Source organism: Pseudomonas sp. JL27(2026), from assembly GCF_056933555.1.
The window spans coordinates 4,393,583-4,417,579 of sequence record NZ_CM167794.1 but is presented as its reverse complement, the minus strand read 5'-3'; the positions used below and the strand labels follow the sequence as shown (position 1 = coordinate 4,417,579).

Below are 23,997 nucleotides of genomic sequence, written 5' to 3'. Positions count from 1 at the left end.
CCAAAAAAGCTACGGCAAATGCACAGGAATTGATGGCAAGCGTTTCTTTCAGCTGTGTGGGAAGTGTCTTGTGATAAGCGGGGGCAGGTCCGTAGGCGAGTTCAGCGCTTAAACGCTCCGGGTCAGTTCAGGGGCATTCGATTGTGAGATCAAACTTGCGGATGACGCTAATCAATAGGCTGCTCAGGCCGGGTCCGGCAGTGCTGAGGCCGGCAGGCCGAAGGTGCGGTCGAACAGCCAGTTGAAGGCAAAGGTGTAGCAAGGAATGAAGACGATCAGCGCCAGATCCAGCAGAAACGCCTGCACCAGGCTGATGTTCATCCACCAGGCGATCAGCGGGATCAGGAACACGATCAGCGTCAATTGGAAACCGACCGCGTGAGCAATGCGGCGCTTGACGGTACGGGTACGCGACACTTGATGACTTTCCCAGCGCTCGAACAGCGAGGTGTAAATAAAGTTCCAGGTCACGGCGATGGTGGTGATGATCACAGCCAAAGGGCCGGTGCTGCTGGGCGCGGTGCCTGACAGCAAGGCCAGGCCAAGGGCAGAGAAGGTCATGCCAAAGATTTCGTACAGCGAGACATAGACCAGTTTGCGTTTAACGCCTTGCATGGTGGGACCTCTTTCGGAATGCATTGGGCGCCAGCAATGTGTCGAGGGCGCTGGCGGAGGCGACGAAAGATAGCTTCAATAGGCTTGATAGAAAAAGTCAGTAGATGTCAGTTTTGTTGATAGGTGGTGCATGAGTTTTTCCAGCGACAACATCCAGTTGTTCCTCGCCGTGATCGAGCGCGGTTCGTTTTCGGCGGCCGCCCGGTCACTGGGCAAGGTGCCTTCGGCCATTAGCATGGGGATTGCCAACCTTGAGGCTGAACTGGGTTACCCGCTGTTCGACCGCAGCCATCGCGAGCCGGTGCCGACGGCGATGGCCAGCGCATTGGTGCCGCATGCGCGGTTGATCGCCGAGCAACTCAAGCAACTGCGCGTGCATGCCGTGGAGTTGTCACTCGGGCTGGAGAGCAAACTGTCGATCGGTGTGGTGGCTGACCTCGACAAGGCGCCATTGCTGGCGGCAATCAAGCACCTCGCCGAGCGTTACCCCTTACTCGATATCGAAGTGCTCAGTGCGCCGCAGGACGATGTATTGCAGTTACTGCACCGTGGCCGCGTCAGCGTTTGCCTGGCGTTCGCCGGGTTGAGCGTGAACGTGCTGGAGCGTTTTCAGTTTGTGGGCACCGAGCGGATGATCGCCACCATTTCACCGGACAACGCCGCGTTTCAAGCGCTGGGTGAGGCGCCGTATCTGGAAGACCTGGTGCAAGTGCGGCAGATCATCGTCGCCAGCCGTGATTTGCCGATCAGCGAAACCCGGCCGCTGCTCGGCGAGTCTCATTGGCGTACCGATACCCTGGCGATGGCCCTGGAAATGGTCGAGGCCGGTATCGGCTGGGGCAACTTTCCGTTGTCGGTGGTGGGCTCGCTGCTGGCGGCCGGGCGGCTCAAGCGCTTGAGTTTCAAGAACATCGAGAACGGCCTGGTGCTGCCCGTGCACGCGGCGTGGCTCAAGAACCAGCCGTTACAGAAAGCCGCCCTCGCGTTTGTCGAGTTGATGACCAATCAACCTTGAGCCGCGGGGACATTGCCCCGCGCACCTGAGGGAATAACGCTAGGTACTTTCGCGAACCTTCAGCTCGAAACCCATGTCCTGCACCGGTTGAGCGACCTGATTGCCGGCCAGCAAGGTCAGCATCTGCTCGGCAGCGCGGCGGCCGATGGCTTCTCGCGGGGTACTGATGCTGCTCAGGCGCGGCACCATGTGAGCCGAGGCGGGCAGGTCATTGAAACCGAGGATAGCCACTTGTTCAGGGATCTTGATGCCACAGCGCATTGCTTCAAGCAGCGCGCCCTGGGCGAGGTCGTCGTTGCCGAAGAAAATCGCGTCAACCTGCGGATGGCTGGCCATCATCTGCAGAAACAACTCGCCCCCCAGGCCGACGGAAGAAGGGCGCGGGGTCAGCAACTCAAGGTCGGGGTCGTACAGGTTGGCCTGTTGCAGCGCCCGGCGATAGCCTTCGCCGCGCAGCAACGTGCGTTGGTCCAGTTGTGCGCCGATATAGGCCAGGTGCCGCCGCCCACGTGAAATCAGATGCCGGGCGGCCGTTTCACCGGCGCTCAGTTGGGAGAAACCGACGCAGTTCACCCCGGCACCAGCGTCCAGCTCCATCATGTACACACAGGGAATGTTGCTGGCCTCGATCATGCGTCGAGCGCTTTCGGTGCGATCAAAACCGGTCAGCAGCAGGCCACGAGGCTGGTAGGCCATGTAGTTGCGCAGCAGGTTTTCTTCTTCATCGCGCGAATAGTGGAAGTTGCCGATCAGCACTTCGAAGCCTTTTGGCCGCAGCACCTGATGAATGGCTTCCAGGGTTTCGATGAACAACAGGTTGGACAGCGACGGCACCAGCACGACCACCGAGTGGCTCTGGGCCGAGGCCAGGGCGCGGGCGGCCGGGTTGACCACATAGTTCAATTCCAGCGCGGCTTTCTGGACTTTCTCCACCAGTTCGGTGGCGACCGTGCTGATACCGCGCAACGCTCGGGAGGCGGTGATCGGACTGACACCGGCCAGGCGTGCCACTTCATTGAGGGTAGGGCGGCCAGTGGTACGGGTATTTTTATCGTTTTTAGAGGCGGTCATCGGGCGGCTTGCCAAACAAAAATCAAGGCACTAAGGTAGCGCTGTCTCGGCGCAGCTGCAAATGCGTGAGCAGGGCGTGCCTGATTCCTGCTTTTTGGTGTTGAGAAAGAACCCGTTCCAACCCATAAAAATGACAAGAAGGCGTCGGCAATTTCTGCTTTTGCACTAGAGTTTCAAAGAGCAAAGGTAGCGCTGTCTGCGTGCTGAGGTGTTTCATGAGTCAACCCATCACCGCCCTGGTCATCATGGGCGTGGCCGGATGCGGCAAGTCCAGCGTCAGTGAGGCCCTGTGCCTGCTCAGCGGCGCGACGGCCATTGAAGGCGACACGTTTCACCCCGCCGCCAATATCGAAAAAATGAGTGCCGGCATTCCCCTGGATGACAACGACCGCGCCGGCTGGCTCGACAGCCTGTGCGATGAATTGCGTCGTGTCGATGCGACGGGCCAGCGCCCGGTGCTGACGTGTTCTGCACTTAAACGCAGCTACCGCGAACGCCTGCGCAGTGCATTGCCTGGCCTGGGCTTCGTGTTTCTGGAACTGACCCCGGCCGTGGCCGCCGAGCGTGTGGCTCATCGTCCGGGGCATTTTATGCCCTCGACACTGATCGACAGCCAGTTCGCCACCCTCGAATCTCCCGTCGGTGAACCGCTGACCCTGGCGCTCGATGCGACCACCCAAAGCGTTAAACACCTCGCTGAGTTGGCCAATGCCTGGTGGCAGGAGCATGGTTTGAAATGACCGGCTCAATGTGTGCATCAATTGGTAGCGCTGTCTTGTCAGTCGTCGAATTCAACTCGCCTTTATAAGAACAACAAACAGGAGACACCCCCATGTTTGGTTTGGCCCACGATACGTTCCTGCTGCTCGATGCAGTGGTCACCATCATCGGTTTGATCGTGTTGATCACCCGGTTCAAGTTCCACCCCTTCATTGCCCTGATTATCGCGGCCGGTTTCCTCGGGCTGACCTCGGGCATGCCGGTCGGGCAGATCATCAAGGCGTTCCAGGACGGCTTTGGCGGTGTACTCGGGTTTGTCGGGATCATCCTGGCGCTGGGCACCATGCTCGGCAAAATGATGGCCGAGTCAGGCGGGGCGGATCAGATCGCCCAGACCCTGATCCGTGCTTTCGGCAAAGAACGCGTGCAGTGGGCGATGATGTTCGCGGCGTTCCTGGTAGGGATTCCGCTGTTCTTTGAAATCGGCTTTGTGCTGCTGATTCCGTTGGTGTTCATCGTGGCGCGCCGCACCGGTGTGTCGCTGATCAAGATCGGCATCCCGCTGCTGGCCGGTCTGTCCGCCGTGCATGGCCTGGTTCCGCCTCATCCGGGGCCGTTGCTGGCCATTGGCGTGTTTGGTGCCGACATCGGTAAAACCATTCTTTACGGCCTGATTGTTGCGCTGCCGACCGCCATTATTGCCGGCCCGCTCTACGGCACGTTCATCGCCAAGTACATCCCGGGCCATCCGAACCAGGAACTGGTGGATCAGTTGGCTCGCGAGCCGCAGTCCAGCACGTTGCCGAGTTTCAGTATCACGTTGATCACCGTGCTGCTGCCGGTGTTCCTGATGTTGCTCAAGACGTTTGCCGATGTGGCGTTGCCGGAAGGGCATTTCTTCCGCATCTGGATGGACATGATCGGTCACCCGATCACCGCGCTGCTACTGGCGTTGCTGCTGTCGCTCTACACCTTCGGGCACCGGCAGGGCATTGGCTCCAAACAGATCCTCAAATTGCTCGACGCCAGCCTGGCGCCGACGGCGGCGATCATCCTGATCATCGGTGCCGGCGGTGGCTTCAAGCAGATGCTGGTGACCAGCGGTGTGGGTGATGTGATCGGCCACATGGCGGTGAACGCGCAGATCTCGCCGATCCTGCTGGCCTGGCTGGTGGCGGCGGTGATTCGTATTGCAACCGGTTCGGCAACGGTAGCCACCATCACCGGCGCAGGTATCGTGGTGCCGGTGGTCGGGATGATTCCGGGCGTCAACCGTGAGCTATTGGTACTGGCGACGGGCGCGGGTTCGTTGATTCTGTCTCACGTCAACGATGCCGGGTTCTGGCTGGTGAAGCAGTATTTCAACATGACCGTGGCCGAAACCTTCAAGACCTGGACGGCCATGGAAACCATCCTGTCCATTGTCGCGCTGGGGTTCATCCTGCTGCTGTCGCTGTTCGTTTAAGCAAAAACACAGGTGGTGACACGGTTCTTGTGATCACCACCAAACAAATGTGGGAGCGAGCCTGCTCGCGAAAGCGGACTTACAGTCAACATCTACGTTGAATGTGATGTCCCCTTCGCGAGCAGGCTCGCTCCCACAGTGTTTTGTGTCAGGTGTTAGATTTAGCGACTAGCCCATCCGCCCGGAGCATCCCGCGAATCCCGCGTACGGCCTGACGAATCCGGTCCTGGTTTTCGATCAGTGCGAAGCGCACGTGGTCGTCACCGTATTCACCAAAACCCACGCCCGGCGAGACACACACCTTGGCGTCGGCCAGCAGTTTCTTGGCGAACTCCAGCGAGCCCATGTGCGCGTAAGCCTCGGGGATCTTGGCCCAGACATACATCGAGGCTTTCGGGTTCTCGACCATCCAGCCCAGTTCATGCAGGCCCTTGACCAGCACGTTGCGGCGTTGCCGGTATTGCTCGGCGATGTCCTTGACGCACTGCTGATCACCTTCCAGCGCTGCGATGGCCGCGACCTGCAACGGGGTAAACGTGCCGTAGTCGTGGTAGCTCTTGATCCGCGCCAGGGCGTTGACCAGTTCCGGGTTGCCGACCATGAAACCGATCCGCCAGCCCGCCATGTTGTAGCTCTTGGACAGGGTGAAAAACTCCACCGCGATGTCCTTGGCGCCCGGCACCTGCATGATCGAGGGGGCTTTCCAGCCGTCATAGACGATGTCGGCATAGGCCAGGTCGTGAACCACCAGCACGTCGTATTGCTTGGCGAGGGCGATCACTCGCTCGAAGAAGTCCAGTTCGACGCACTGCGCAGTCGGATTGGACGGGAAGCCGAGGATCATCATTTTCGGCTTCGGGATCGAGCCGCGAATAGCCCGCTCCAGTTCGGCGAAAAAGTCCACGCCCGGAATCAGCGGCACCGAGCGCACTTGCGCGCCGGCAATCACTGCACCGTAGATGTGGATCGGGTAGCTCGGGTTGGGCACGAGTACGGTGTCACCCTGGTCGAGGGTGGCCAACATCAAGTGCGCCAGGCCTTCCTTCGAACCGATGGTGACGATGGCTTCGCTTTCCGGGTCGATGTCGACCTCGTAGCGGTCCTTGTACCAGCGCGAAATCGCCCGGCGCAGGCGCGGGATGCCCTTGGAGGTGGAATAACCATGGGTGTCTTCGCGCTGGGCGACGGTGACCATTTTTTCAACGATGTGCGGCGGGGTCGGGCCGTCGGGGTTGCCCATGCTCAAGTCGATGATGTCTTCGCCACGACGACGGGCGGCCATCTTCAGCTCGGCAGTGATATTGAATACGTAAGGGGGGAGTCGATCTATGCGCGCAAAGCGGCGCGGCGAACCTTGGTCGGCCATTGTTGCCTCGAATAACGTGAGCGCCCGGAACCGTCCGAGCGACGTTGGCCACTGCGGTGGCCTGCGGCGAAAGATAAAGGCGCGGATGACCGGTTGTCCAGTAGCGGCGTTCAACTATTTTCGACGACACTCAGCGTTTTACCTCGCCGATTTTGTCGCGTCGCCTGTGTGCGCACGCTTTTTGCTTGGGTCGGCGCTCACTCGAACGCGCGCCCTCAAACAGGATGAACCATGGAGTTTTCCAGCGGATTTTTGCTGAGCCTTTCACTGTGCCTGGACATCGGTGTGGCCAACATCGCGATGATTACCCTGGCCATGCAACGCGGCTACTTTCAGGGCTTCGCATTGGGACTTGGCACCTGCGTCGGGGACCTGGTTTACGCGGTGCTGGCGCTGGCAGGCATGACGGTGTTGTTGCAGTACTCGGCGGTGCGTTGGGTGCTGTGGGTGGGCGGCTCGGTGTTGTTGCTGTACTTCGCCGCGAAGATGATCTACTCGGCGATCCATCACAGTGCTGTGCTGGCTGAGGCCGGTGAGGTGAAGGGCGGTTCTCATCGCCGGGAGTTTTTTCGTGGGATTTTCCTGGCGATGTCGTCACCCAGTGCCATTTTGTGGTTCGCGGCGGTGGGCGGGACGCTGATCGCCCGCTCCGGTGGCGGCAGCCTGGCCAGCGCCGGGCTGTTTCTGGCAGGGTTCTTTTGCGCCGGGCTGCTGTGGTGTGTGGCACTGTGCCTGGCGGCGACCCAGGGCGGCAAGTTGCTGGGCGACAAGCTCCTACGCTACTCTTATCTGGTATCTGCAGCGATCTTCTGCTATTTCGCGGTGTACGTGATCATTAGCGGTTATCAGGAGTTTGTCGGAACGAGCGGTATGGTTGAACTTCCCGGTCTTTGACTGGGGGAATCCGGTTTGGCTTCTATACTCCCAGCCGAACCCTCTTTACTGTTGCAGGAGTTTATTCATGGATGAGCATAAAAAGGGCGCCGTCGCCGCGCCTCGCTTCGAAACAGGGCATTTTTTGCTGATCGCAGGCCTGGGCGGGCGGTTCAGTACCACGCAAGACATTCCCAAGCTCTGGGATAAATTCATCCCGCACATCGGCAAGGTGCCTGGGCAAAAAGGCGATGTGACCTACGGCATCTGCTGCAACCCTGATGGCAAGGGCGAGTTCGAGTACATCGCGGGTGTTGAAATCAGCAAGCTCGATGACCTGCCCGAACTTTACCGCTGGATCGAGGTGCAACCCCAGCACTACGCGGTGTTCACGCACCAGGGCTCGCTGGATAACCTGCCGCAGACCTTTCAGTACATCTGGAAAACCTGGTTGCCGGCGTCTGGTCATGAAGCGGCCGATGCACCGGAGTTCGAACGCTACAGCGAGGACTTCAACCCGCAAACCGGCGCTGGCGTGCTGGAAATCTGGCTGCCACTCAAGGAACGTTGATCGGCCGCAGTGGCGGGATTGGCTTATGCTACCCGCCCTTTGACCGTCGAGACGCCCAGCCATGATTACCCGCTGCACTCACCTCCAACAGACCGGTTGGCTGACGTTGCGTCAGGCGCTATGGTCCGACTGTTCCCAGGACAATCACCTTGGGGAAATGGCGAGCATTGTGTCCAGCCCCCAACGTTACATCGCCCTGACCTTCAGTGATCAGGCCGGACAGGTGCTGGGTTTCGCCGAAGCGTCGATTCGCAGTGAGTACGTTAACGGCACGCAGACGTCTCCGGTGGGGTTCCTGGAGGGGCTGTTCGTGACGCCGGCCAGCCGCGGGCAAGGTATCGCCCGTGCGCTGGTGGCGGCGGTGGAGCAGTGGTCGCAGGCGTTGGGCTGTACGGAGCTGGCCTCCGATGCCGCGCTGGACAATCAGGCCAGCCATGCCATGCACCAGGCGCTGGGGTTTGCAGAAACCGAGCGTGTGGTCTATTTCCGCAAGGCCATTGACTGAGCGTCGGGCTTTTTGCCTTTGTTCAATCGTCGTGCGCGCAGCAGGTCGACCGACAGGGTGATGAAGCCAAAGGCACTGATGGTGAACAACATAAGAAGGCCGATCTGAACGCTACTCATGATGAGTTTCCCTATTCATGGAAAAAGACAGGGAAACAAATAGTACGAACCGACGGCCAATGACAGCGCCTATACGCAAGCTTTACGCGGTGGGGGGTGATCGATATGCAGGCCTTATTCCTCTATCATCATGCCCCCTTTTACTCGCCGAACGTGCCTGCCATGAACTCATCCACGACCGTCATTCGCCAGGTGCTGCCCGCTGACCTGGACCGTTGTTTCGCCATCGAAACCCTGGCCTACGAAGGTGATGAAGCGGCGACGCGGGAAAAGATCGCCACGCGCATCGCCACCTGGCCTCAGGGCTTTATCGTTGCCGAGGTGGACGGGGTGGTTGCCGGGTTTATCAATTCCGGTGCGGCGTTTGTGGTGGAAATGGCCGATGAAGCCTTCAAGGAGTTGATCGGCCACGACCCGCAAGGCCCGCATGTGGTCATCATGTCGGTGGTGGTGCACCCGGACTTTCAAGGCCAGGGCCTGGCCAGGCGCCTGATGCACGCGTTCATCGCCCGGATGCGCGAGCAGGGCAAGGCGAGCATCCATTTGATGTGCAAGGAGCGGCATGTGACGCTCTACGCCGGGTTTGGTTTCGTCTACCTCAAGGCCTCGGATTCCGACCATGGCGGCATGGCCTGGCACGAAATGGCACTGACGCTCTGAACCAGGACAAGGGCTGCTTTGGCAGCCCTTTTTATTGCGCGCTCAATAGAGGCTGTTCAGTGCCCGGATCGGGGCTTCCCGGTCGTAGGCTTCGGCATCGAACTGGCCATCGTTCAGGCGTTTGTGAAAGGCCCCGGCCGTTGGCAGGGCGGACCGGTCCAGGTGTTTTTCCGGGTTCCACAAGTCTGAGCGGACGATGGCTTTGGAGCAGTGGAAATACGCCGCTTGCACGGTCACCAGAATCACCGTGCGTGCCGGTTTGCCGTTGACGGCAAAGCTCTCCAGCAGCTCGGGGTCATCGCTGATGGTCGCAGTGCCGTTGACTCGCAAGGTTTCGCCAATCCCCGGAATGATGAATAACAGCCCCACCCGCGAATCGACAATGAGGTTGCGCAGGGTGTCGATGCGGTTGTTGCCGGGGCGGTCCGGGATCGCCAGGGTCTGGTCGTCGATGATCCGCACAAAACCCGGAGCATCGCCCCGTGGCGATGCATCCATGCCCTCGGGGCTGACCGAACTCACAATCACCAGGGGCGAGGCGCGCACCATGGCCTGGTAGTCCTGGTTCAAAAAGGGGATTTGCTTGCGTACCGCGCGGTCGTGGGGCAGGCCGTAGATCGTTTCAAGTTGCTCAATGGTTGTCAGCATTGTTCACTTCATCCGTAAAGGTCGCTGTGGGTTCAGAAGGCCAGGGCCATGCGTCGCTCGTAGCCGATCCGGCCCTTGTAGGCTTCGCCGCGGTCGACCCAGCCTTGCTTGAGGTACAGCCCCAATGCCGATTCGTTGTGGGCATCCACCGACAATTCCAGCCCCTTGATCTGCGGCCAGGCCTGGCGGGCCACTCCGGGCAGGGCTTGCAGGCAGGCTTTGCCCAGGCCCTTGCCTTGCAGGCGATGGTCGACTTGCAGGGCATGCAGGGTGGCGGTGTCTTCGCTGGCCCAGTCCGGCAGGAACGGCGGACGCTTGAGCAGCAGAAACGCGACGGGAACGTCTTCGCGAAGGAGCGCGAAGCCCTTGATGCTGTCAGTGGGCGTGCCGCCCAGTGAGTGCAGGGCGCCGTGGATGTCACCGGAAAACTGCTTTTGTTGTGGATGGATTTCGATGGCTTCGACTTGCAGGCGCTGAACGGCGTTCAGGTGTTCGTAGGGAACGAGCTGGGTAGTCACTGGCGGTGTCCATGGTCCGACAAAGGTGAGGCCCGGATTCTAGCGAGTTTGATGCATTGAAATTTATTTTTTTGGGCTGTCGATGGGTCTGTTGGCCAGACGACTAAGGGTGTCTTCACGCTAAAACACTCGGAGTTGCATCATGAATGCACCAAGGATAAACACTGAAATCCAGGCCCTGATCGAGACCTGCCGTCAGGCGGTAATCAGCAAGGATGTGGAAAAAGTCATGGGCTTGTACGCCGACAAGCGCCGTATTGTTCGACCTGCACCCCTGATCGTCGGGATGTTCGCCAAACCTCCCATCTGCGGCCATAGTTGATCAGCCTGATCACGGAGAATTCCATGAAATACCTATGCCTGGTCTACAGCGACGAACACCTGCTGCACAGCTTGCCCGACAGCCCGAAAGACGCCGAGTGCATGGCCTATGCCGAGTCGGTCCAGGGCAGTGGACGGATGCTCGCCGCCGAGGCGCTGGAGTCGGTCCAGACGGCCACCACGGTGCGCATGCGCGGCGGCAAACTGTCGATCACCGATGGCCCGTTCGCCGAAACCAAGGAGCAGTTGGCCGGTTTCTACCTGATCGATGCCAAGGACTTGAACGAGGCGATTCAGGTGGCCGGCAAGATCCCGGCTGCCCGGGTCGGCAGTGTTGAAGTGCGCCCGGTTCGCACATTGAATCCCTGATAAAAATCATAAACAGGAGTATCGCCATGAGTCTTCCCGGAGCAGGCCACCCGCCTGCCGAGCATGAGTTGTCCATCAGCCGTTTGATTGATGCGCCGCGCCGCAAACTGTTCCGCGCCTGGACCGAGCCTGCGCTGCTCGCCCAGTGGTGGGGGCCTCACGGCATGACCACGCCGGAGTGTGAAATGGACCTGTGGGTCGGCGGTCAGTTTCGTACCCTGATGCGTGCGCCGGACGGCAGCGAGTACCCGACCTGCGGCGTCTTTCTGGAAATCGTCGCCCCGCAACGATTGGTCTTCACCGATGCGTTCACACCTGGCTGGGTTCCCTCGGGCAAGCCGTTCATGACCGCTGAAGTGACGTTTGAAGAGGTCGATGGCAAAACCCTCTACACCGCCCGCGCCATGCACTGGAGTGAAGAGGACCGCCAGGCCCACGAAGCCATGGGGTTCCATGAGGGGTGGGGGCAGAGCCTGGACCGCTTGGTGACCCTGGTGACCACAGGCATGCCGGACTGATGCCGGGCGATCCGGTCAAGGCGCTGGTCGAGGCGGTTTACCGCAACGAATCGCGGCGCATCCTGGCGACGTTGATTCGTTTGCTGGGCGATTTCGACCTCGCCGAAGAGGCCCTGCATGAAGCCTTCTTCGTTGCGGTCGAACGCTGGCAGCGCGATGGCGTGCCGGATAACCCGCGCGCCTGGCTGGTGTCCACCGGGCGCTTCAAGGCCATCGACGGTCTACGCCGTCGAGCGCGATTCACCGCCGCGCAACCGGCCCTGATCGCGCAGTTGGAGGCACTCGAGGAGACCGAGTGGAGTACCGAAGACGTGGAGGATGATCGCCTGCGGCTGATCTTTACCTGCTGCCATCCGGCGCTGGCGGCGGACGCGCAAGTGCCGTTGACGCTGCGGGAGGTCTGCGACCTGACCACCGAAGAAATCGCCCGGGCCTTTCTCTCGGCACCCGCCACCATCGCCCAGCGCATCGTGCGCGCCAAAGCCAAGATCCGCGACGCAAATATCCCTTATCAAGTACCGTCCATGGGCGAATTACCCGAGCGCCTGGACAGCGTGTTGCGGGTGATTTACCTGGTGTTCAACGAAGGCTATTCGGCGTCGGGCGGCAGTGAGTTGACCCGCGAAGACCTGACCCGCGAAGCGATTCGTCTGGGGCGACTGTTGCTGGAGTTGCTCCCCGAGCCCGAGGTGATGGGGCTGCTGGCGCTGATGCTGCTCAATGAGTCGCGGCGCCCGGCCCGGACGTCGGTCACCGGCGAGTTGATTGTGCTCGATCAGCAAGACCGTTCACTGTGGGTTGCCGAACTGATTGCCGAAGGCTGCGGGCTGCTCGAGCGGGCGTTGAGCACACGGGGTTTCGGCCCCTACTGCCTGCAAGCCGCAATCTCGGCGGTGCATGCCGAAGCGCCGAGTGCGCAGGAAACCGACTGGCCGCAAATCGTCGGGCTGTACGACGTCTTGTTACGAGCGGTGCCGTCGCCGGTGATCGAACTCAACCGCGCCGCTGCCCTGGCCCAGCGTGATGGACCGTTGGCAGGGCTACTGCTGATCGAAGGCATTCTGGCGCGGGGCGATTTGCTCGACTATCACCTGGCGCACTCGGCACGGGCCGAGTTTTGTCGACAGTTGGGGCGCACTGAAGAGGCCCGGGCGGCGTATCGGCGCGCCCTTGAGCTGACCCGGCAAGCGCCGGAGCGGCGGTTTATCGAGCGGCGGCTGAGTGAGTTGGCGTATGGCGCGAGGTTGCGACCGTGAGCGTCACTCCAGCATCTTGGCCAGCAACCAGCTCCCCGCGGGCCCCGGCGGGTGCAACCGTGACCAGAGCGCATCGACCGCCACCGGTTTCGGCCAGCCACGCACCTTGAGTTCCTGCAATGTTCCCGCACCGAAACGCCCCGCCAGCCAGCGTGGCAAGGGCGCCCAGCCGAAACCGCCCTGGGCCATTTCCAGCAGCATCAAGTAACTCGGCGCCGACCAGACTCGTCCCCGAGCGCGGGTTTCGTACGGGTTGACGATGGTCGCCAGACGCAACTCGCGGTGTTGTTGCAGGGCCTGTTGGTCGATCGTCGTCACGCTCGCCAGTGGATGTTCGCGGGAGACGAACAGCGCGATTTCCGTGCGTTCGTCGAGGGTCGCGCTGTTCAGGTCGGCGGGGTAATGGGCCTGCATTTCGGCAAAGGCAATATGCGCCCGGCCGCGCTGCACGAGCGCCACCAGGTCATCGCACTCGGCAATCAGGCATTCGAGTTCCAGATCCGGGTAACGCTGTTCGAAGGCGCTGAGTACGGATTCGAAACGGTTCGACTGATAGGTGTCGGATATCGCCACGGTCAGTTTGGGTTCGACCCCACCGGACAGTTGGGCGGCGGTCATTTCCAGGCGGCTGGTGGCGGCGAGGATGTCTTCGGCGCGTTGCAACATGACGTGGCCGGCCGGGGTCAGGCCGGGCTTGCGGCTGCTGCGGTCGAACAGCGTCACGTTCAGGTCGATTTCCAGGCTGGCAACGGCTGCGCTGATGGTCGACTGGCTTTTGCCCAGTTTGCGCGCCGCCGCTGAGAACGAGCCTTGGGTGGCTGCCTGGACGAATGCCAGCAGGACTTCATGTGAGGCCATGAACTATCGCCTTGATCGATGGTTATTGATTATGAAGTATCGGCAGGGTGACAGATGATGGCAACCACATTCACCCACGGAGCTTGATCATGAGCACCCAGAAATCTTTTTCCGAACGTGTTTTTCAGGCCATTGGTTTTGAGCTGCTGGCAGTCTTGCTGTGTACGCCGCTGCTGGCGTGGCTGATGGACAAACCGGTGGTCGACATGGGCGTTGCAACGATTGCCATTGGCTTGATCGCGCTGGCCTGGAACGTGGTGTTCAATGGTTTGTTCGACCGTCTGCTCAAACGCCTGGCCCTGGCCCCGAGTGCCTGGACGCGGGTCTTGCATGCCTTGCTGTTTGAAGGCGGGCTGGTGGCGGTCAGTGTGCCGCTGATTGCCTGGTGGTTGAACGTCAGCCTGATGCAGGCGTTGATTCTGGACATCGGCGTGCTGCTGTTTTTCCTGCCGTACACCTATGTCTATCACTGGGCGTATGACGTGCTGCGGGCGCGGATGCTGGAACGGCGGATGGCCTGAGGCGGGAGGGTTTGTACGAGGCAGGCAAGCGGAGCGGCGCCCGACCCGCTCCCATGACGGGAGGGGCGGGCGGCTCGGGTTCGATCAAACGTGGAAGTAGCCCACGCAGGAGTCGAATGGCAGGCGCTTGAGTTCGATTTTGTTCAGGTCGAACACTTCGCGCAGGGCTTTGGTTTCGCCCGGGAAGTTGCGGTACGCCACTTCGTCCAGTACCACGATGGCGCCTTTTGGCATGTACGGCAGGAAGGTTTCCAGCGCGACTTTAGTCGACTCGTACAGATCGGTGTCGAGGATCAGCATGGCCACGACCAGGTCCGGACGGGACTTGACCCACTCAGGTGCAGTCTTGCAGATGTCGCCCTTGACCAGTTCGCAACGCGGGATGCGGTTGACCGGACGCAGCAGGTCGTTGGCATCGATCATGTCCTGGATCAGCGACTGGTCGGTGTCAGAGAACATGGTCTCGTTGACGTCGGCCGGGTCTTCGTCCTTGTTGATGCTCTGGAAGCCTTCGAAGGTGTCGAAGCCGACGATCGAACGGTTGATCGCGTAGGGTTCCAGGATCATCGACAGGTGCATGTAGAGCATCAGCGAGTTGCCCTTGTACACGCCGCACTCGACGATGGCGCCCGGGATCTCGGCCACTTTCTTGAACAGTTCCATGCGCGACAGCGCGGCAGTCACGCCGATGCGGTTGGCGAACACGAAAGGCGCATCGGCCACGTACTCGGCGTCGACCCGCTTGAGAACGCCGGCGCGGGTTTCGTTGTATTGGGCCTCGGCAGGCGTAATGCGACGCTTGGTCATTATTTGATTCCTTGGAAATTCGAGAAGTCGTGGGCGTGGAAATAGTCTTTGAAACCGGCGCCGACATCCGGGCACGCGCTGTCGACGTTGATCGCGCCGCGCTTGTGCTTGAGGTCGTCCAGGTGCATCAGGCGGAAGTCCACGCTGAAGCGGGTGTTATCGGTGTAGTTGGGCACGGTGCCGTGCAGGTGCGAGCCAGAGAAAATCAGCATTTCACCGGTATTGCCGGCGATGCGGATTTCCGAGGCGCCGTTGATCTCTTCCTGAGGAACTGGATGTACCCGACGTTCTTCGGTGAGGTTGTCCTTGGCGCGATGGCGTTGAGTGTTGATCCACTCGGACAGACTCCAGTCGGCCGAGGTGTTCTTCACCGGCACGTCGAAGTACGCCGGGTTGATCATCATGGTCTGCTCGGGCTCGATGGTGTAGACCGGCATCCAGGTGTTGATCTGGCAATCGACGCTGCCGTACCAGGTGTCGCGGTGCGGTTTGTAGGCGTAACTGACACCGGCATGCAGGTAGTTGTAGTTGGGCACTACACGCACACGCGGCACGTCGAAAATGTACTCCTGGGGATCGACGCCGATTTCCAGGGTGAACGCGCGGATCAGGTCCTTGGCGCGTTGGCTGTTGGTGAACTGGCCCTTGAGACGGGTCACCAATGCAACGAATTCTTCGACCGGCATCATGCGGTGCAGGGCCTGGTGGTCGGTCTCGCCGTCAAACGCGGCGGTAATGCTCTCTTGGGCAAAGGCACAAAGCTCTTTGGCCGCGGTGAGCTGGGTGTTCAGGAAAATGTCACCGGCGTAGACGGCTTCTTTAAAGTCAGCTTTCTTCTGAAGCTGATTGATGTACAGATTCACGGTTCCCCTCCTGAGTGCATCGAGTCTTATCTAAGTCGGCATAAGGCTAACAAACTGAAGCCCGATTGCTTTTGCGTTGGGTCATTAACGGTCAGGGACAGCGAGTTTTCGATGAAAGGCCGGTTTTGGTTTTTCGAGGGTGCAAAAAAATCCCGGGGCGGTGCTCCTTCCCGGGATTTTCCAATGGTGCGCAGTTTAAAACAGTTGCGTGAACAACCAGTACAAACTTCCCGACAACACAATCGCCGCCGGCAGGGTCAGCACCCAGGCCATCAGCAGGTTGCGGATGGTCTTCATCTGCAGGCCGCCGCCGTTGGCGACCATGGTCCCGGCCACCCCCGATGAGAGCACGTGAGTGGTCGACACAGGCAAACCGAACATGTCCGCCGCGCCGATGGTCAGCATGGCCACGGTTTCCGCCGAGGCGCCCTGGGCGTAGGTCAGGTGGGTCTTGCCGATTTTCTCGCCGACCGTCACCACGATGCGTTTCCAGCCGACCATGGTGCCCAGCCCGAGCGCGATGGCCACGGCGATTTTCACCCACAGTGGAATGAAGCGCGTGGCGTTGTCGATCTGCTGCTTGAACAGTTGCAGTTTGCCGGTGGTATCGGCGTCGAAATGGCCGACCTGGTTCTTGTCCATCAACCGGATGGTTTCACTGGTCAGGTACATGTCGTTGCGCACGTTGCCCATGGCTTCGGCCGGGACCTTGGAGAGCGAACCGTAGCCCTTCACTTCGTTGCCGATGTTGCCGGTCAATGCGGCGAGGGCGGGGATCAACTGCGGCGTGGCTTCCTTGCTGCGCACGTAGTCGGACAGCACGGTGCGCGGGTCGGTCGGGGCTGGTTGCGGCGCATGCTTGACCAGCGCTTGCTGGGTCACCTCGGCCACCGCAGCGAACTGCAACGCCTGATCGGCCGGCATGGTGCGGTTCAACGCGTAGGCCATCGGCAAGGTGCCGACCAGGATCAACATGATCAGGCCCATGCCTTTCTGGCCGTCGTTGGAGCCGTGGGCGAAGGACACGCCAGTGCAGGTCAGGATCAGCATGCCGCGAATCCACCACGGCGGCGCAGTGTTGCCTTTCGGGGCTTTGTACAGGGCGCGGTTCTTGACGAAAGCACGCAATGCCAGCAACAGCAGTGCGGCAAAACCGAAGCCGATCAGCGGCGAGAGCAGCAGGGCATAACCGATCTTGGTCGCTTGCGCCCAGTCGACACCGCTGGTGCCGTCGCGCCCGTGCATCAGGGCGTTGGCCACACCGACGCCGATGATCGAACCGATCAGCGTGTGGGACGACGAGGCCGGCAAGCCCAGCCACCAGGTGCCGAGGTTCCACAGGATGGCGGCGATCAACAGGGCGAAGATCATCGCAAAACCGGCGGAGGAGCCGACTTGCAGAATCAGTTCCACCGGCAGCAGGGCGATGATGCCGAACGCCACGGCACCGCTGGACAACAGCACCCCGAGGAAGTTGAAGAACCCGGACCAGACCACCGCGAAATGCGGCGGCAGCGAATGGGTGTAAATCACCGTGGCTACCGCGTTGGCGGTGTCATGGAAGCCGTTGACGAACTCAAAGCCCAGGGCAATCAACAACGCCACGCCAAGCAGCAGAAACGGGGTCCAGGTGGTCACCGTGGTGCCGAGTTCGTGCATGTCGTGCATCAGGCTGTAGGCGGTGAACAGCAATCCCATGGCCAGTACCGCGAAAAACACCACGGTGGTGAACACACCGGTTTTTGCATCGAGTGCCGGCCGGGTGTCGCTGGCGGGGGAGGCGGCAGTCAAGGAAGGAGTAGCCATTGCCGGACAGTCCTGTGGAAGAAAGGAGTGCCCGCCATGATCGTTGCTAAATGTTACACAGAGGCTGCCTCAGATCAGGGTTTAGGTTTTTTCCGGGCCCATTGATCCGAATGCACTACCTGTGGTGAGGGAGCAAGCTCCCTCGCCACAGTGAATGGTTGGGCTGAAATGTGCTCAGTAATCCTGGCGCTTGCGAAACGCCCAGCGCCCCGCCAGCACGGTGAAAGTTGCCACCAGTGCTACCAGGATCCAGAAGCCTTGCGGGTCGCCGGAAAGCGGAATCCCGCCGACATTCATGCCGAAGAAACCGGCAATGATGTTGATCGGCAGCGCCAGTACGGTGACCACGGTCAGGGTAAACAGCGTGCGGTTGCTCTGTTCGTTGAGGTTGGCGGCGATTTCTTCCTGCAACAGCTTGATCCGCTCACCGAGGGCCGTGAGGTCGTTGATGATCAGCGCGAACTCCTCGGTGGACTTGCGCAGCTCCTTGACGTCGTCTTTCTGCAACCAGGGCGGCGGCCGGTTCAGCAGCCGCAGTAACGAACCGGGCTCCAGCGCCAGTAACCGCTGCAACCGCACCAGCACCCGGCGGTTGGCGCCCAGTTCGGCGCGGTTGGTGGACAGGCGCGAGGACAGCAACTCATCTTCGATCTGATCGACGCTCTGGCTGGTCTTGCGCACGATCTGCGTCAGCACTTCGCCCTGGTCGCGCAGCAAATGCACCAGCAATTCAAGCGGTGAGCGAAAGCACTCGCCGGCCTTGACCGAGGAACGCAGTTTGTCCACCGAGTGCAGCGGTTGCAGGCGCGCACTGACAATCAACCGACTGCGGGCGCAGACCCACAGGGTCGAGACGTCCGAGGACACCATGCTGCTGAGGTTGAACACCACATCGTTGACCACCGCGAGCAACGCGCTGTCGACGTGTTCAATGCGGGTTGAACGTGAGCCTTCGTGCAGCGCCTCGAAGAATTCGTCCGGCAGCGCCAGATGGCTTTTCATCCAGCGCTCGCACGCGGCGTGGGCCAGGTTCAAATGCAGCCAGAGGAACTGCTCGGGGTCGTCCGGTACCTGCAAATACTGCAACGCCTTGGCCGAATCGATCTCGCGGCCGCGTTCGCCGGGACGAAAGCTGAAGCCGTAGAGCAGGCCGAACAGGTCAGAATCACGGTGACGTTGGTCAATGCTGTGGTTCATTGAGTCTCGCTGGGGAGGCGCCTGTCAGAACGTTCACAGGCTCACTTGAGCCGCATCATTGCAAGGCTTTTTGACCGTTTTGTGACGATTTGACGGCGCCGGTAAATTGCCTTCGACCGGTGGTCGGATTGCCTCAAGAAAGCGCCCGTAGCGCCGATGGCATAAACGTTAACGTGCACGCTTCTGGCTGTGGGCCGAAGCGTTGCTGACAGGGATGTCCGGACACTTTGCATGCCCGTGCGGTGCGTGCCTCATCCCTGTCATGAGTATCACTCGATGTTTTTGCACAAATCCCTGAGAGCTCAAATCCTGGCACTGCTCAGCGGCAGCCTGTTTGCGATGCTGTTGATCGCATTGGCCTGCTTTCACTTCCTCTCCAACGGGGTGCAGAGCTATAGCAACCTGATCGAAGGCCCGCTGCATACCTCGCAACTGATCGATGAGGCCAACCTGCAGTTCAAGGCCCAGGTTCAGGAATGGAAAAACGTTCTGCTGCGCGGCAAGCAGCCGGCCGAGTTGGACAAGTACTGGAAACAATTTGAAGAGCGCCAGGCGGATGTCCAGAAAATCCTGGGTGAGCTGACCCACGAGCGGGGCATTGACGCTTCACTCAAGAATCGCCTGGAAAGCCTGCGTGAAGCCCATCGTGTATTGGGTGGCGCGTACCAGAAGGGCCGTGACGCTTACGTGGCCGCCGGTGCCGACGCAGCCGTCGGGGACAATGCCGTCAAAGGTGTGGACCGCGCCGCCAGTGAACAGATGAGCGAACTGGTCATCGACTTGCGCAAGCAAGGTGTCGAGCAATCGGCGCTGATCAGCGCCAGTGCCGACCGCACCGTGTTACTGGGGATCGTGGTGATGCTCGCTTCGGGTCTGTTGATTGGCTTGCTCAGCCTGTGGCTGGTCAACCGTCAATTGGTCGACCCGATTCGCAAGTTGATCGAGTACGTGGCGCAGTTGAGCCAGGGTCGTTTCTCCGAGCGCGTGAACAACGACCGTCAGGATGAACTGGGTCGGTTGGCCGTTGCGGCCAATACCTTGCGTGATTTCCTGGCAGAAACCTTCAGCCGTCTGCAACGCAGCGCCACTGACCTGAACAGCGCCAGCGGTGAACTGAACTCGATTGCCGGGCTGATGGCCAGCGGCACCAACGAGCAGTTCAACCGCACTGATCAGGTGGCCACGGCGATGAACGAGATGTCTGCCACCGCTCAGGAAGTGGCGCGGCATGCGGCCGACGCGGCGAAAGCGGCCGACGACGCCGACCAGTCGGCCCAGCAAGGCGAAAAGGTCATGCAGGGGACGATTTACACCATCACCCAGATGCGCGGCGAAATCGCCAACACCGCCACGGTCATCCGTCGTCTGGAAGCCGACAGCGGGCGCATCGGCAAGGTGTTGGAAGTGATTCGCGGCATTGCCGAGCAGACCAACTTGCTGGCACTGAACGCTGCCATCGAAGCGGCCCGGGCCGGTGAAGCCGGACGCGGGTTTGCCGTAGTGGCCGATGAAGTCCGTAGCCTGGCCCAGCGCACGGCGGCTTCGATCATCGAGATCAACCAGATCATCCAGAGCGTGCAGACCGGTGCAGTGGACGCGGCGCAGGCCATTGAAAGCGGCCAGTCGCGCAGCGAAGAAAGCGTCGAGCAGGTGACAGAGGCCGGCGCCATGCTGGAGCGCATCACCGCGTCGGTGGAAGCGATTCGCGACATGAACCGTCAGATCGCGACCGCGGCCGAAGAGCAGACCTCGGTCGCCGAAGACATTTCGCGCAACCTGACCGAGATCACCAGCATCGCCAGTACCAATATGGACAACGTGCAACGCACCGAGGCCGCCAGCCACAACCTGCAAGGGTTGTCGGGGCAGTTGAACGAAGTGACGGCGCGCCTGAGCGCCTGATTCAACCTGCCTGCCTCATCGTGTTGCGACCCGGTCACCGAGTTGCTACACGATGACTCTACAAGGGCGTAACCCTGCGGGCATTTACCGCCGAGGTGCAAAAAAGCCGCGAGACCCGAAGGTCTCGCGGCTTTTTGTTGGGTGCGTTACTTGTCTTGCTTGTTGCTCAGTACCTGGCCGGTCTTGGCGTCCAGTGTCACGTCCCACTTAACGTTCTTGGCGTCACGGATTTCGACTTCGTAAGCATAGGCGCCGGTCGTGGCATTGTGCTCAAGTTCGGTGTCGGTGATGTTTGCCGCTGTGGTGCCAGGGTGCTGGGCCAGGGCGGCCTCATTGAGCTTCTGCATGTCCATGATGGCGCCGTCCTTGAGCAGGCCCGGGATCAGGTCCGGACGCACATCCGCCATGGCGAAACCGGCGGTCAGGGTCAGGGCGGTAGCAGTGAGCAGGGTGGTCAACGTCTTCATGGGGTCAGTCCTTGTGTGAGCTGTTTAAGTGGCCTCAGGTTAGCCTGCGCAACTTAATTCATCCTTAATGGCAAACGGCTGCATGTTGCGCCGTTTGTTCAATCGTCGCACACGCCAGCGCTTCATGCTGGGGCCTGGATCAATGGAGGCCCGTATGAAACGAATGATGGCGACACTGTATGCCCCGCTGTTTCTGGGCGGCTTTTTGAGTCTCGGTGTGGGGATGGTGAGCGCGCAAGGGCTTTCTGCATGGTGGCTGTTGCCAGTGTTTCTCGGTGCATTGCTGGTGTCATTCCTGGCGGAGTGGTGGTTGCCCTATGAGCCTGCCTGGAACCAGTCTCAAGGGGATGGCCGACGCGATATCGCCCATGCGCTGGTCAACGAAACCCTGAACGCACTCGGCTTGCTGACACTGCCGGGGCTGGTGGCAGTGCTGTCGTTCGAGGGCATTTGGCCCAGTGGTTGGCCGCTATGGCTGCAACTGTCGATGGCGATCGTCATTGCCGATGCGGGCATCAGCCTGACCCACTATCTCAGTCACCAGGTGCCGTTCTTGTGGCGTTTGCACGCTGTGCATCACAGTGTCCAGCGGCTGTATGGCTTCAACGGACTCATGAAACATCCCCTGCACCAGATGTTGGAAGCGTTAGCGGGATTGCTGCCGTTGTTGCTGTTGGGGATCCCCGTGGACGTGGCGGCGTTGCTGGCGTTTGCCATCAGCATCGAGTTGCTGTTGCAGCATTCCAATGTCGACATGAAGCCTGGGTGGTTGCTGCGGGTGTTCGCCTGGGCACCGGTACACCGTTTCCATCACATGAAATACGGCGCGGCCGGCAATGTGAATTTCGGGTTGTTCTTCAATTTGTGGGACCGGTTGCTGGGCACGGCTTTTCAATGCGACAACTATCAGATCCGCCAGGGGGACCTGGGGATTGGCAGTCGACCGGACTTTCCTCAGGGTTACGTCGAGCAGTTGCTTGATCCGTTCACCCCCGAGCGATTGGTCGAGGAACCCGTTGTACCGCAGCCGTTGCGCCGCTGAGGCATCAGTCACGCAGTGCTATCTGGAGGCCGTTCAGCCCGTGGCTGGCGGTCACGCCGAAGATCTTTTTCAGTGTGCGGGACAAGTGCGCGGCATCGGCAAAACCCGCGTCATGGGCGGCTGATGTCACGTTGCTGCCGGCCAGTATCAGGGCCATGGCCAGGCGCAGGCGCCGCCAGAGCACCAGCCGCCGCACAGGCAAACCGACTTGCCGGGCGAACAGCCGTTCAAGCTGACTCAGAGAGACATGAGCTTCATTGGCCAGGCTGGCCGCCGAGACTTTATCGGTGAGCAGCCTGTCCAGGGCGGACAGTGCGCGTTCGATGCGGGGGTCATTGACGGCTCGGCGGGGGCAGAGGTTCATGGCGTGATCGATGCTGTGCAGGGACAGTTCGACGTCGGCCAGCATGCTCTGCAAGTGCGCACCATCGAAGATCAACGGTTCGGCGTAGACACTGAACACCGTGTCGGGCGCGTCGAGAATGGCGTGGCGGTGCAGCGAGGGGATAAACAGCCGATGACCCGTGCAAGGAATGCCTTCAAGGCTCACGGTGACCGGTTGCCTGGGGGCTAAAATCAGTTGATGGGCGTAATGAGCATGGGGCGCAGTGCGCCCCAGCTGACCGTGGATCAGGCCAAAATCACGCCCTAACCACAGGCGGCCTGTCCAATCAAAGGTCTTGCTCACTCAATAACCGTTCTTCTCAAGCAACTGCGCAACGCTGGCGGTGGCCGGGCGCTGGTAATACTTGAGCAACTCCGAGGCACGGTTGGTGAAGATGCCGTCGACGCCTGAGTCCATCACTTTCTTGTAATCCACGGCATCGTCGATGGTGTAGACGTGCACCAGCATGCCTTTGTCGTGGGTGTACTGGTTCATCCAGGGTTTTACCAGGTCAAAATAGCTTTGATCACCGCCATTGGTCAGCGCTGCCGAAGGACCAGTGCCGATGGCGCCCTGGGCCTTGGCGTAGTCGACCCACTGCTCGAACTCAGCCTTGTCCTTGGGTTCCTGCTTGGCGTAGTAGGCGGCTTTGTCCTTGTCGCCGGATTCGGCGAAGCTCACCTTGGACTTGGGTTCCATACCGCCTTCACCGACCCACAGCAGCAGGATTTTCGGCACTTGCGGCATTTCTTTTTGCAGCAGTTCCAGGCTGCTCTTCTCGAAGGTTTGCAGGATCACCTTGCCTTTGCCCTGGCCAACAGCCAGTTCACTCTTGGCCAGTTTGGAACCGGCCGGGCTCAGCCAGCCACGGTCCTGCAATTTGTCCTTGAGGTCACGTTCAAGACCAGGAAACTGCTTCGCTTCCTTGGTTTCGATGTACAGGCCAGGTTTGTGCTGCGGATTGCCTTGGGCGATGTCGATGATTTCGTCCAGGGTCAGGATTTGCAGGCCAACATACGCAGGGCGGGCACGGTCCGGGTGGGCGGCGTTGAACCAGCTGCCGGCGTCCAGGGTTTTGAGCTCTTTGATCGTGAACTCGTTGGCCGGGCTGTCCTTGCGCTCAGGGAATTTGGTCGCGACGTCGGTGGTGCGTTGCAGGTTGTTGTCGTGCAGGGCGAACAGCACGCCATCCTTGCTGCGTTGCAGGTCCATTTCCAGGTAATCGGCACCCAGGTCGCGAGCCAGTTTGTAGGCGGCGGCGGTGGACTCGGGGGCATCGAAGGACGCGCCACGGTGGGCAATCACCGCAGGGTGCGGGATGCCATTGAGGCTGGCCAGAGTATTCGGGGTCGGCTGGCTGGCGGCCTGTGCCTGGCCAAGGCCGAGCAACAGGCTCAGCAGCAGGGCGCTTTTGGTGTAGGTGACAGGCATGGTCGAGGTCCTTTTCTGGAGGGCGATTTTAAAGGAGTACCTTTTAACAATTGAGCGCCGCTTGTGCTATCGCCAGACCGACATAAACGTGCGTAATGCCTCTTTTTT

The 23,997-nt window shown here is 60.4% G+C and carries 27 protein-coding genes and 1 pseudogene; 14 read left to right on the top strand and 14 right to left on the bottom strand.

What is annotated here, in order from left to right; all coding sequences use genetic code 11:
- Window positions 1-183: 183 nt before the first annotated feature.
- Window positions 184-615 (bottom strand): PACE efflux transporter, encoded by a 432-nt coding sequence (locus AC1Z1G_RS20110; RefSeq protein WP_483622055.1) that lies wholly within the window; start codon window positions 613-615, stop codon window positions 184-186.
- A gap of 130 nt (window positions 616-745) precedes the next feature.
- Here AC1Z1G_RS20110 and AC1Z1G_RS20105 point away from each other — a divergent pair, with 130 nt between their 5' ends.
- On the top strand, window positions 746-1,630 hold the full coding sequence (locus AC1Z1G_RS20105) for a LysR family transcriptional regulator (protein WP_483622053.1): 885 nt from the start codon (window positions 746-748) through the stop codon (window positions 1,628-1,630).
- A 39-nt stretch (window positions 1,631-1,669) separates the two neighbouring features.
- Here the strand turns inward: AC1Z1G_RS20105 and gntR are convergent, their stop codons facing one another.
- A complete protein-coding gene (gene gntR, locus AC1Z1G_RS20100; protein ID WP_483622051.1) occupies window positions 1,670-2,701 on the bottom strand; it encodes an HTH-type transcriptional regulator GntR in 1,032 nt (343 codons plus the stop codon).
- Window positions 2,702-2,916: 215 nt separating this feature from the next.
- Between gntR and AC1Z1G_RS20095 the strand changes: the two genes are divergently transcribed.
- Window positions 2,917-3,441 (top strand): gluconokinase, encoded by a 525-nt coding sequence (locus AC1Z1G_RS20095; protein ID WP_483622049.1) that lies wholly within the window; start codon window positions 2,917-2,919, stop codon window positions 3,439-3,441.
- 92 nt (window positions 3,442-3,533) lie between these two features.
- Window positions 3,534-4,886 carry a GntP family permease gene (locus AC1Z1G_RS20090; protein WP_483622047.1) on the top strand — a complete coding sequence of 451 codons (1,353 nt, stop codon included), beginning with the start codon at window positions 3,534-3,536 and terminating at the stop codon, window positions 4,884-4,886.
- A gap of 148 nt (window positions 4,887-5,034) precedes the next feature.
- On the opposite strand, the gene alaC is transcribed toward AC1Z1G_RS20090, so the two are convergent.
- Window positions 5,035-6,252, bottom strand: coding sequence for an alanine transaminase (gene alaC / locus AC1Z1G_RS20085; RefSeq protein WP_483622045.1), 1,218 nt, complete (start codon window positions 6,250-6,252; stop codon window positions 5,035-5,037).
- A gap of 231 nt (window positions 6,253-6,483) precedes the next feature.
- Between alaC and AC1Z1G_RS20080 the strand changes: the two genes are divergently transcribed.
- The 3 genes from AC1Z1G_RS20080 to aac(6') all read left to right on the top strand — a co-directional run bounded on the left by AC1Z1G_RS20080 (window position 6,484) and on the right by aac(6') (window position 8,201).
- Window positions 6,484-7,146: a LysE family translocator gene (locus AC1Z1G_RS20080; RefSeq protein ID WP_483622043.1), complete on the top strand. Its 663-nt coding sequence runs from the start codon at window positions 6,484-6,486 to the stop codon at window positions 7,144-7,146.
- A gap of 67 nt (window positions 7,147-7,213) precedes the next feature.
- Window positions 7,214-7,696: a GyrI-like domain-containing protein gene (locus AC1Z1G_RS20075; RefSeq protein ID WP_483622042.1), complete on the top strand. Its 483-nt coding sequence runs from the start codon at window positions 7,214-7,216 to the stop codon at window positions 7,694-7,696.
- Window positions 7,697-7,757: 61 nt separating this feature from the next.
- On the top strand, window positions 7,758-8,201 hold the full coding sequence (gene aac(6'), locus AC1Z1G_RS20070) for an aminoglycoside 6'-N-acetyltransferase (protein ID WP_483622040.1): 444 nt from the start codon (window positions 7,758-7,760) through the stop codon (window positions 8,199-8,201).
- Here aac(6') and AC1Z1G_RS20065 read toward each other — a convergent pair.
- Window positions 8,177-8,320 (bottom strand): hypothetical protein, encoded by a 144-nt coding sequence (locus AC1Z1G_RS20065; protein WP_483628011.1) that lies wholly within the window; start codon window positions 8,318-8,320, stop codon window positions 8,177-8,179. The genes aac(6') and AC1Z1G_RS20065 overlap by 25 nt on opposite strands.
- Window positions 8,321-8,482: 162 nt before the next feature.
- Here AC1Z1G_RS20065 and AC1Z1G_RS20060 point away from each other — a divergent pair, with 162 nt between their 5' ends.
- On the top strand, window positions 8,483-8,980 hold the full coding sequence (locus AC1Z1G_RS20060) for a GNAT family N-acetyltransferase (protein WP_483622038.1): 498 nt from the start codon (window positions 8,483-8,485) through the stop codon (window positions 8,978-8,980).
- A 42-nt stretch (window positions 8,981-9,022) separates the two neighbouring features.
- On the opposite strand, the gene AC1Z1G_RS20055 is transcribed toward AC1Z1G_RS20060, so the two are convergent.
- A complete protein-coding gene (locus tag AC1Z1G_RS20055; RefSeq protein ID WP_483622037.1) occupies window positions 9,023-9,628 on the bottom strand; it encodes a pyridoxamine 5'-phosphate oxidase family protein in 606 nt (201 codons plus the stop codon).
- Between the two features lie 32 nt (window positions 9,629-9,660).
- Window positions 9,661-10,146, bottom strand: a complete 486-nt coding sequence (locus tag AC1Z1G_RS20050; RefSeq protein ID WP_483622035.1) for a GNAT family N-acetyltransferase — start codon at window positions 10,144-10,146, stop codon at window positions 9,661-9,663.
- A 142-nt stretch (window positions 10,147-10,288) separates the two neighbouring features.
- Between AC1Z1G_RS20050 and AC1Z1G_RS20045 the strand changes: the two are divergent.
- The 4 genes and pseudogenes from AC1Z1G_RS20045 to AC1Z1G_RS20030 form a co-directional block, all read left to right on the top strand.
- Window positions 10,289-10,387: pseudogene (locus AC1Z1G_RS20045) on the top strand (YybH family protein); the annotation flags it as partial.
- A gap of 104 nt (window positions 10,388-10,491) precedes the next feature.
- Window positions 10,492-10,836 carry a YciI family protein gene (locus tag AC1Z1G_RS20040; protein ID WP_483622034.1) on the top strand — a complete coding sequence of 115 codons (345 nt, stop codon included), beginning with the start codon at window positions 10,492-10,494 and terminating at the stop codon, window positions 10,834-10,836.
- A 26-nt stretch (window positions 10,837-10,862) separates the two neighbouring features.
- Window positions 10,863-11,354, top strand: a complete 492-nt coding sequence (locus AC1Z1G_RS20035; protein ID WP_483622032.1) for an SRPBCC family protein — start codon at window positions 10,863-10,865, stop codon at window positions 11,352-11,354.
- Window positions 11,354-12,610: an RNA polymerase sigma factor gene (locus AC1Z1G_RS20030; RefSeq protein WP_483622031.1), complete on the top strand. Its 1,257-nt coding sequence runs from the start codon at window positions 11,354-11,356 to the stop codon at window positions 12,608-12,610. The genes AC1Z1G_RS20035 and AC1Z1G_RS20030 overlap by 1 nt, the downstream gene beginning before the upstream one ends.
- 3 nt (window positions 12,611-12,613) lie before the next feature.
- On the opposite strand, the gene AC1Z1G_RS20025 is transcribed toward AC1Z1G_RS20030, so the two are convergent.
- Entirely contained in the window at window positions 12,614-13,468 is an 855-nt protein-coding gene (locus tag AC1Z1G_RS20025; protein ID WP_483622029.1) for a LysR family transcriptional regulator, read from the bottom strand.
- A gap of 89 nt (window positions 13,469-13,557) precedes the next feature.
- On the opposite strand from AC1Z1G_RS20025, the gene AC1Z1G_RS20020 reads away from it, so the two are divergent.
- Entirely contained in the window at window positions 13,558-13,989 is a 432-nt protein-coding gene (locus AC1Z1G_RS20020; protein ID WP_483622027.1) for a multidrug/biocide efflux PACE transporter, read from the top strand.
- 84 nt (window positions 13,990-14,073) lie between these two features.
- On the opposite strand, the gene AC1Z1G_RS20015 is transcribed toward AC1Z1G_RS20020, so the two are convergent.
- From AC1Z1G_RS20015 to AC1Z1G_RS20000, 4 genes are all read right to left on the bottom strand, one after another.
- Window positions 14,074-14,796 carry a TylF/MycF/NovP-related O-methyltransferase gene (locus AC1Z1G_RS20015; RefSeq protein ID WP_347901574.1) on the bottom strand — a complete coding sequence of 241 codons (723 nt, stop codon included), beginning with the start codon at window positions 14,794-14,796 and terminating at the stop codon, window positions 14,074-14,076.
- Window positions 14,796-15,659, bottom strand: coding sequence for a hypothetical protein (locus AC1Z1G_RS20010; RefSeq protein WP_483622025.1), 864 nt, complete (start codon window positions 15,657-15,659; stop codon window positions 14,796-14,798). Before AC1Z1G_RS20010 ends, AC1Z1G_RS20015 begins: the two co-directional genes overlap by 1 nt.
- A 195-nt stretch (window positions 15,660-15,854) precedes the next feature.
- Window positions 15,855-17,465, bottom strand: a complete 1,611-nt coding sequence (locus tag AC1Z1G_RS20005; protein ID WP_483622024.1) for an inorganic phosphate transporter — start codon at window positions 17,463-17,465, stop codon at window positions 15,855-15,857.
- Window positions 17,466-17,639: 174 nt separating this feature from the next.
- Entirely contained in the window at window positions 17,640-18,662 is a 1,023-nt protein-coding gene (locus tag AC1Z1G_RS20000; protein WP_483622023.1) for a transporter, read from the bottom strand.
- A 276-nt stretch (window positions 18,663-18,938) separates the two neighbouring features.
- Between AC1Z1G_RS20000 and AC1Z1G_RS19995 the strand changes: the two genes are divergently transcribed.
- A complete protein-coding gene (locus AC1Z1G_RS19995; RefSeq protein ID WP_483622022.1) occupies window positions 18,939-20,564 on the top strand; it encodes a methyl-accepting chemotaxis protein in 1,626 nt (541 codons plus the stop codon).
- 146 nt (window positions 20,565-20,710) lie between these two features.
- On the opposite strand, the gene AC1Z1G_RS19990 is transcribed toward AC1Z1G_RS19995, so the two are convergent.
- Window positions 20,711-21,031: a PepSY domain-containing protein gene (locus AC1Z1G_RS19990; RefSeq protein ID WP_483622020.1), complete on the bottom strand. Its 321-nt coding sequence runs from the start codon at window positions 21,029-21,031 to the stop codon at window positions 20,711-20,713.
- Window positions 21,032-21,185: 154 nt separating this feature from the next.
- Here AC1Z1G_RS19990 and AC1Z1G_RS19985 point away from each other — a divergent pair, with 154 nt between their 5' ends.
- Entirely contained in the window at window positions 21,186-22,073 is an 888-nt protein-coding gene (locus AC1Z1G_RS19985) for a sterol desaturase family protein (RefSeq protein ID WP_483622018.1), read from the top strand.
- Window positions 22,074-22,077: 4 nt separating this feature from the next.
- Here the strand turns inward: AC1Z1G_RS19985 and AC1Z1G_RS19980 are convergent, their stop codons facing one another.
- Both AC1Z1G_RS19980 and AC1Z1G_RS19975 read right to left on the bottom strand, forming a co-directional pair.
- Window positions 22,078-22,761 (bottom strand): helix-turn-helix transcriptional regulator, encoded by a 684-nt coding sequence (locus AC1Z1G_RS19980; RefSeq protein WP_483622016.1) that lies wholly within the window; start codon window positions 22,759-22,761, stop codon window positions 22,078-22,080.
- Window positions 22,762-23,889 carry a glycerophosphodiester phosphodiesterase gene (locus tag AC1Z1G_RS19975; protein WP_483622014.1) on the bottom strand — a complete coding sequence of 376 codons (1,128 nt, stop codon included), beginning with the start codon at window positions 23,887-23,889 and terminating at the stop codon, window positions 22,762-22,764.
- Window positions 23,890-23,997: the final 108 nt, after the last annotated feature.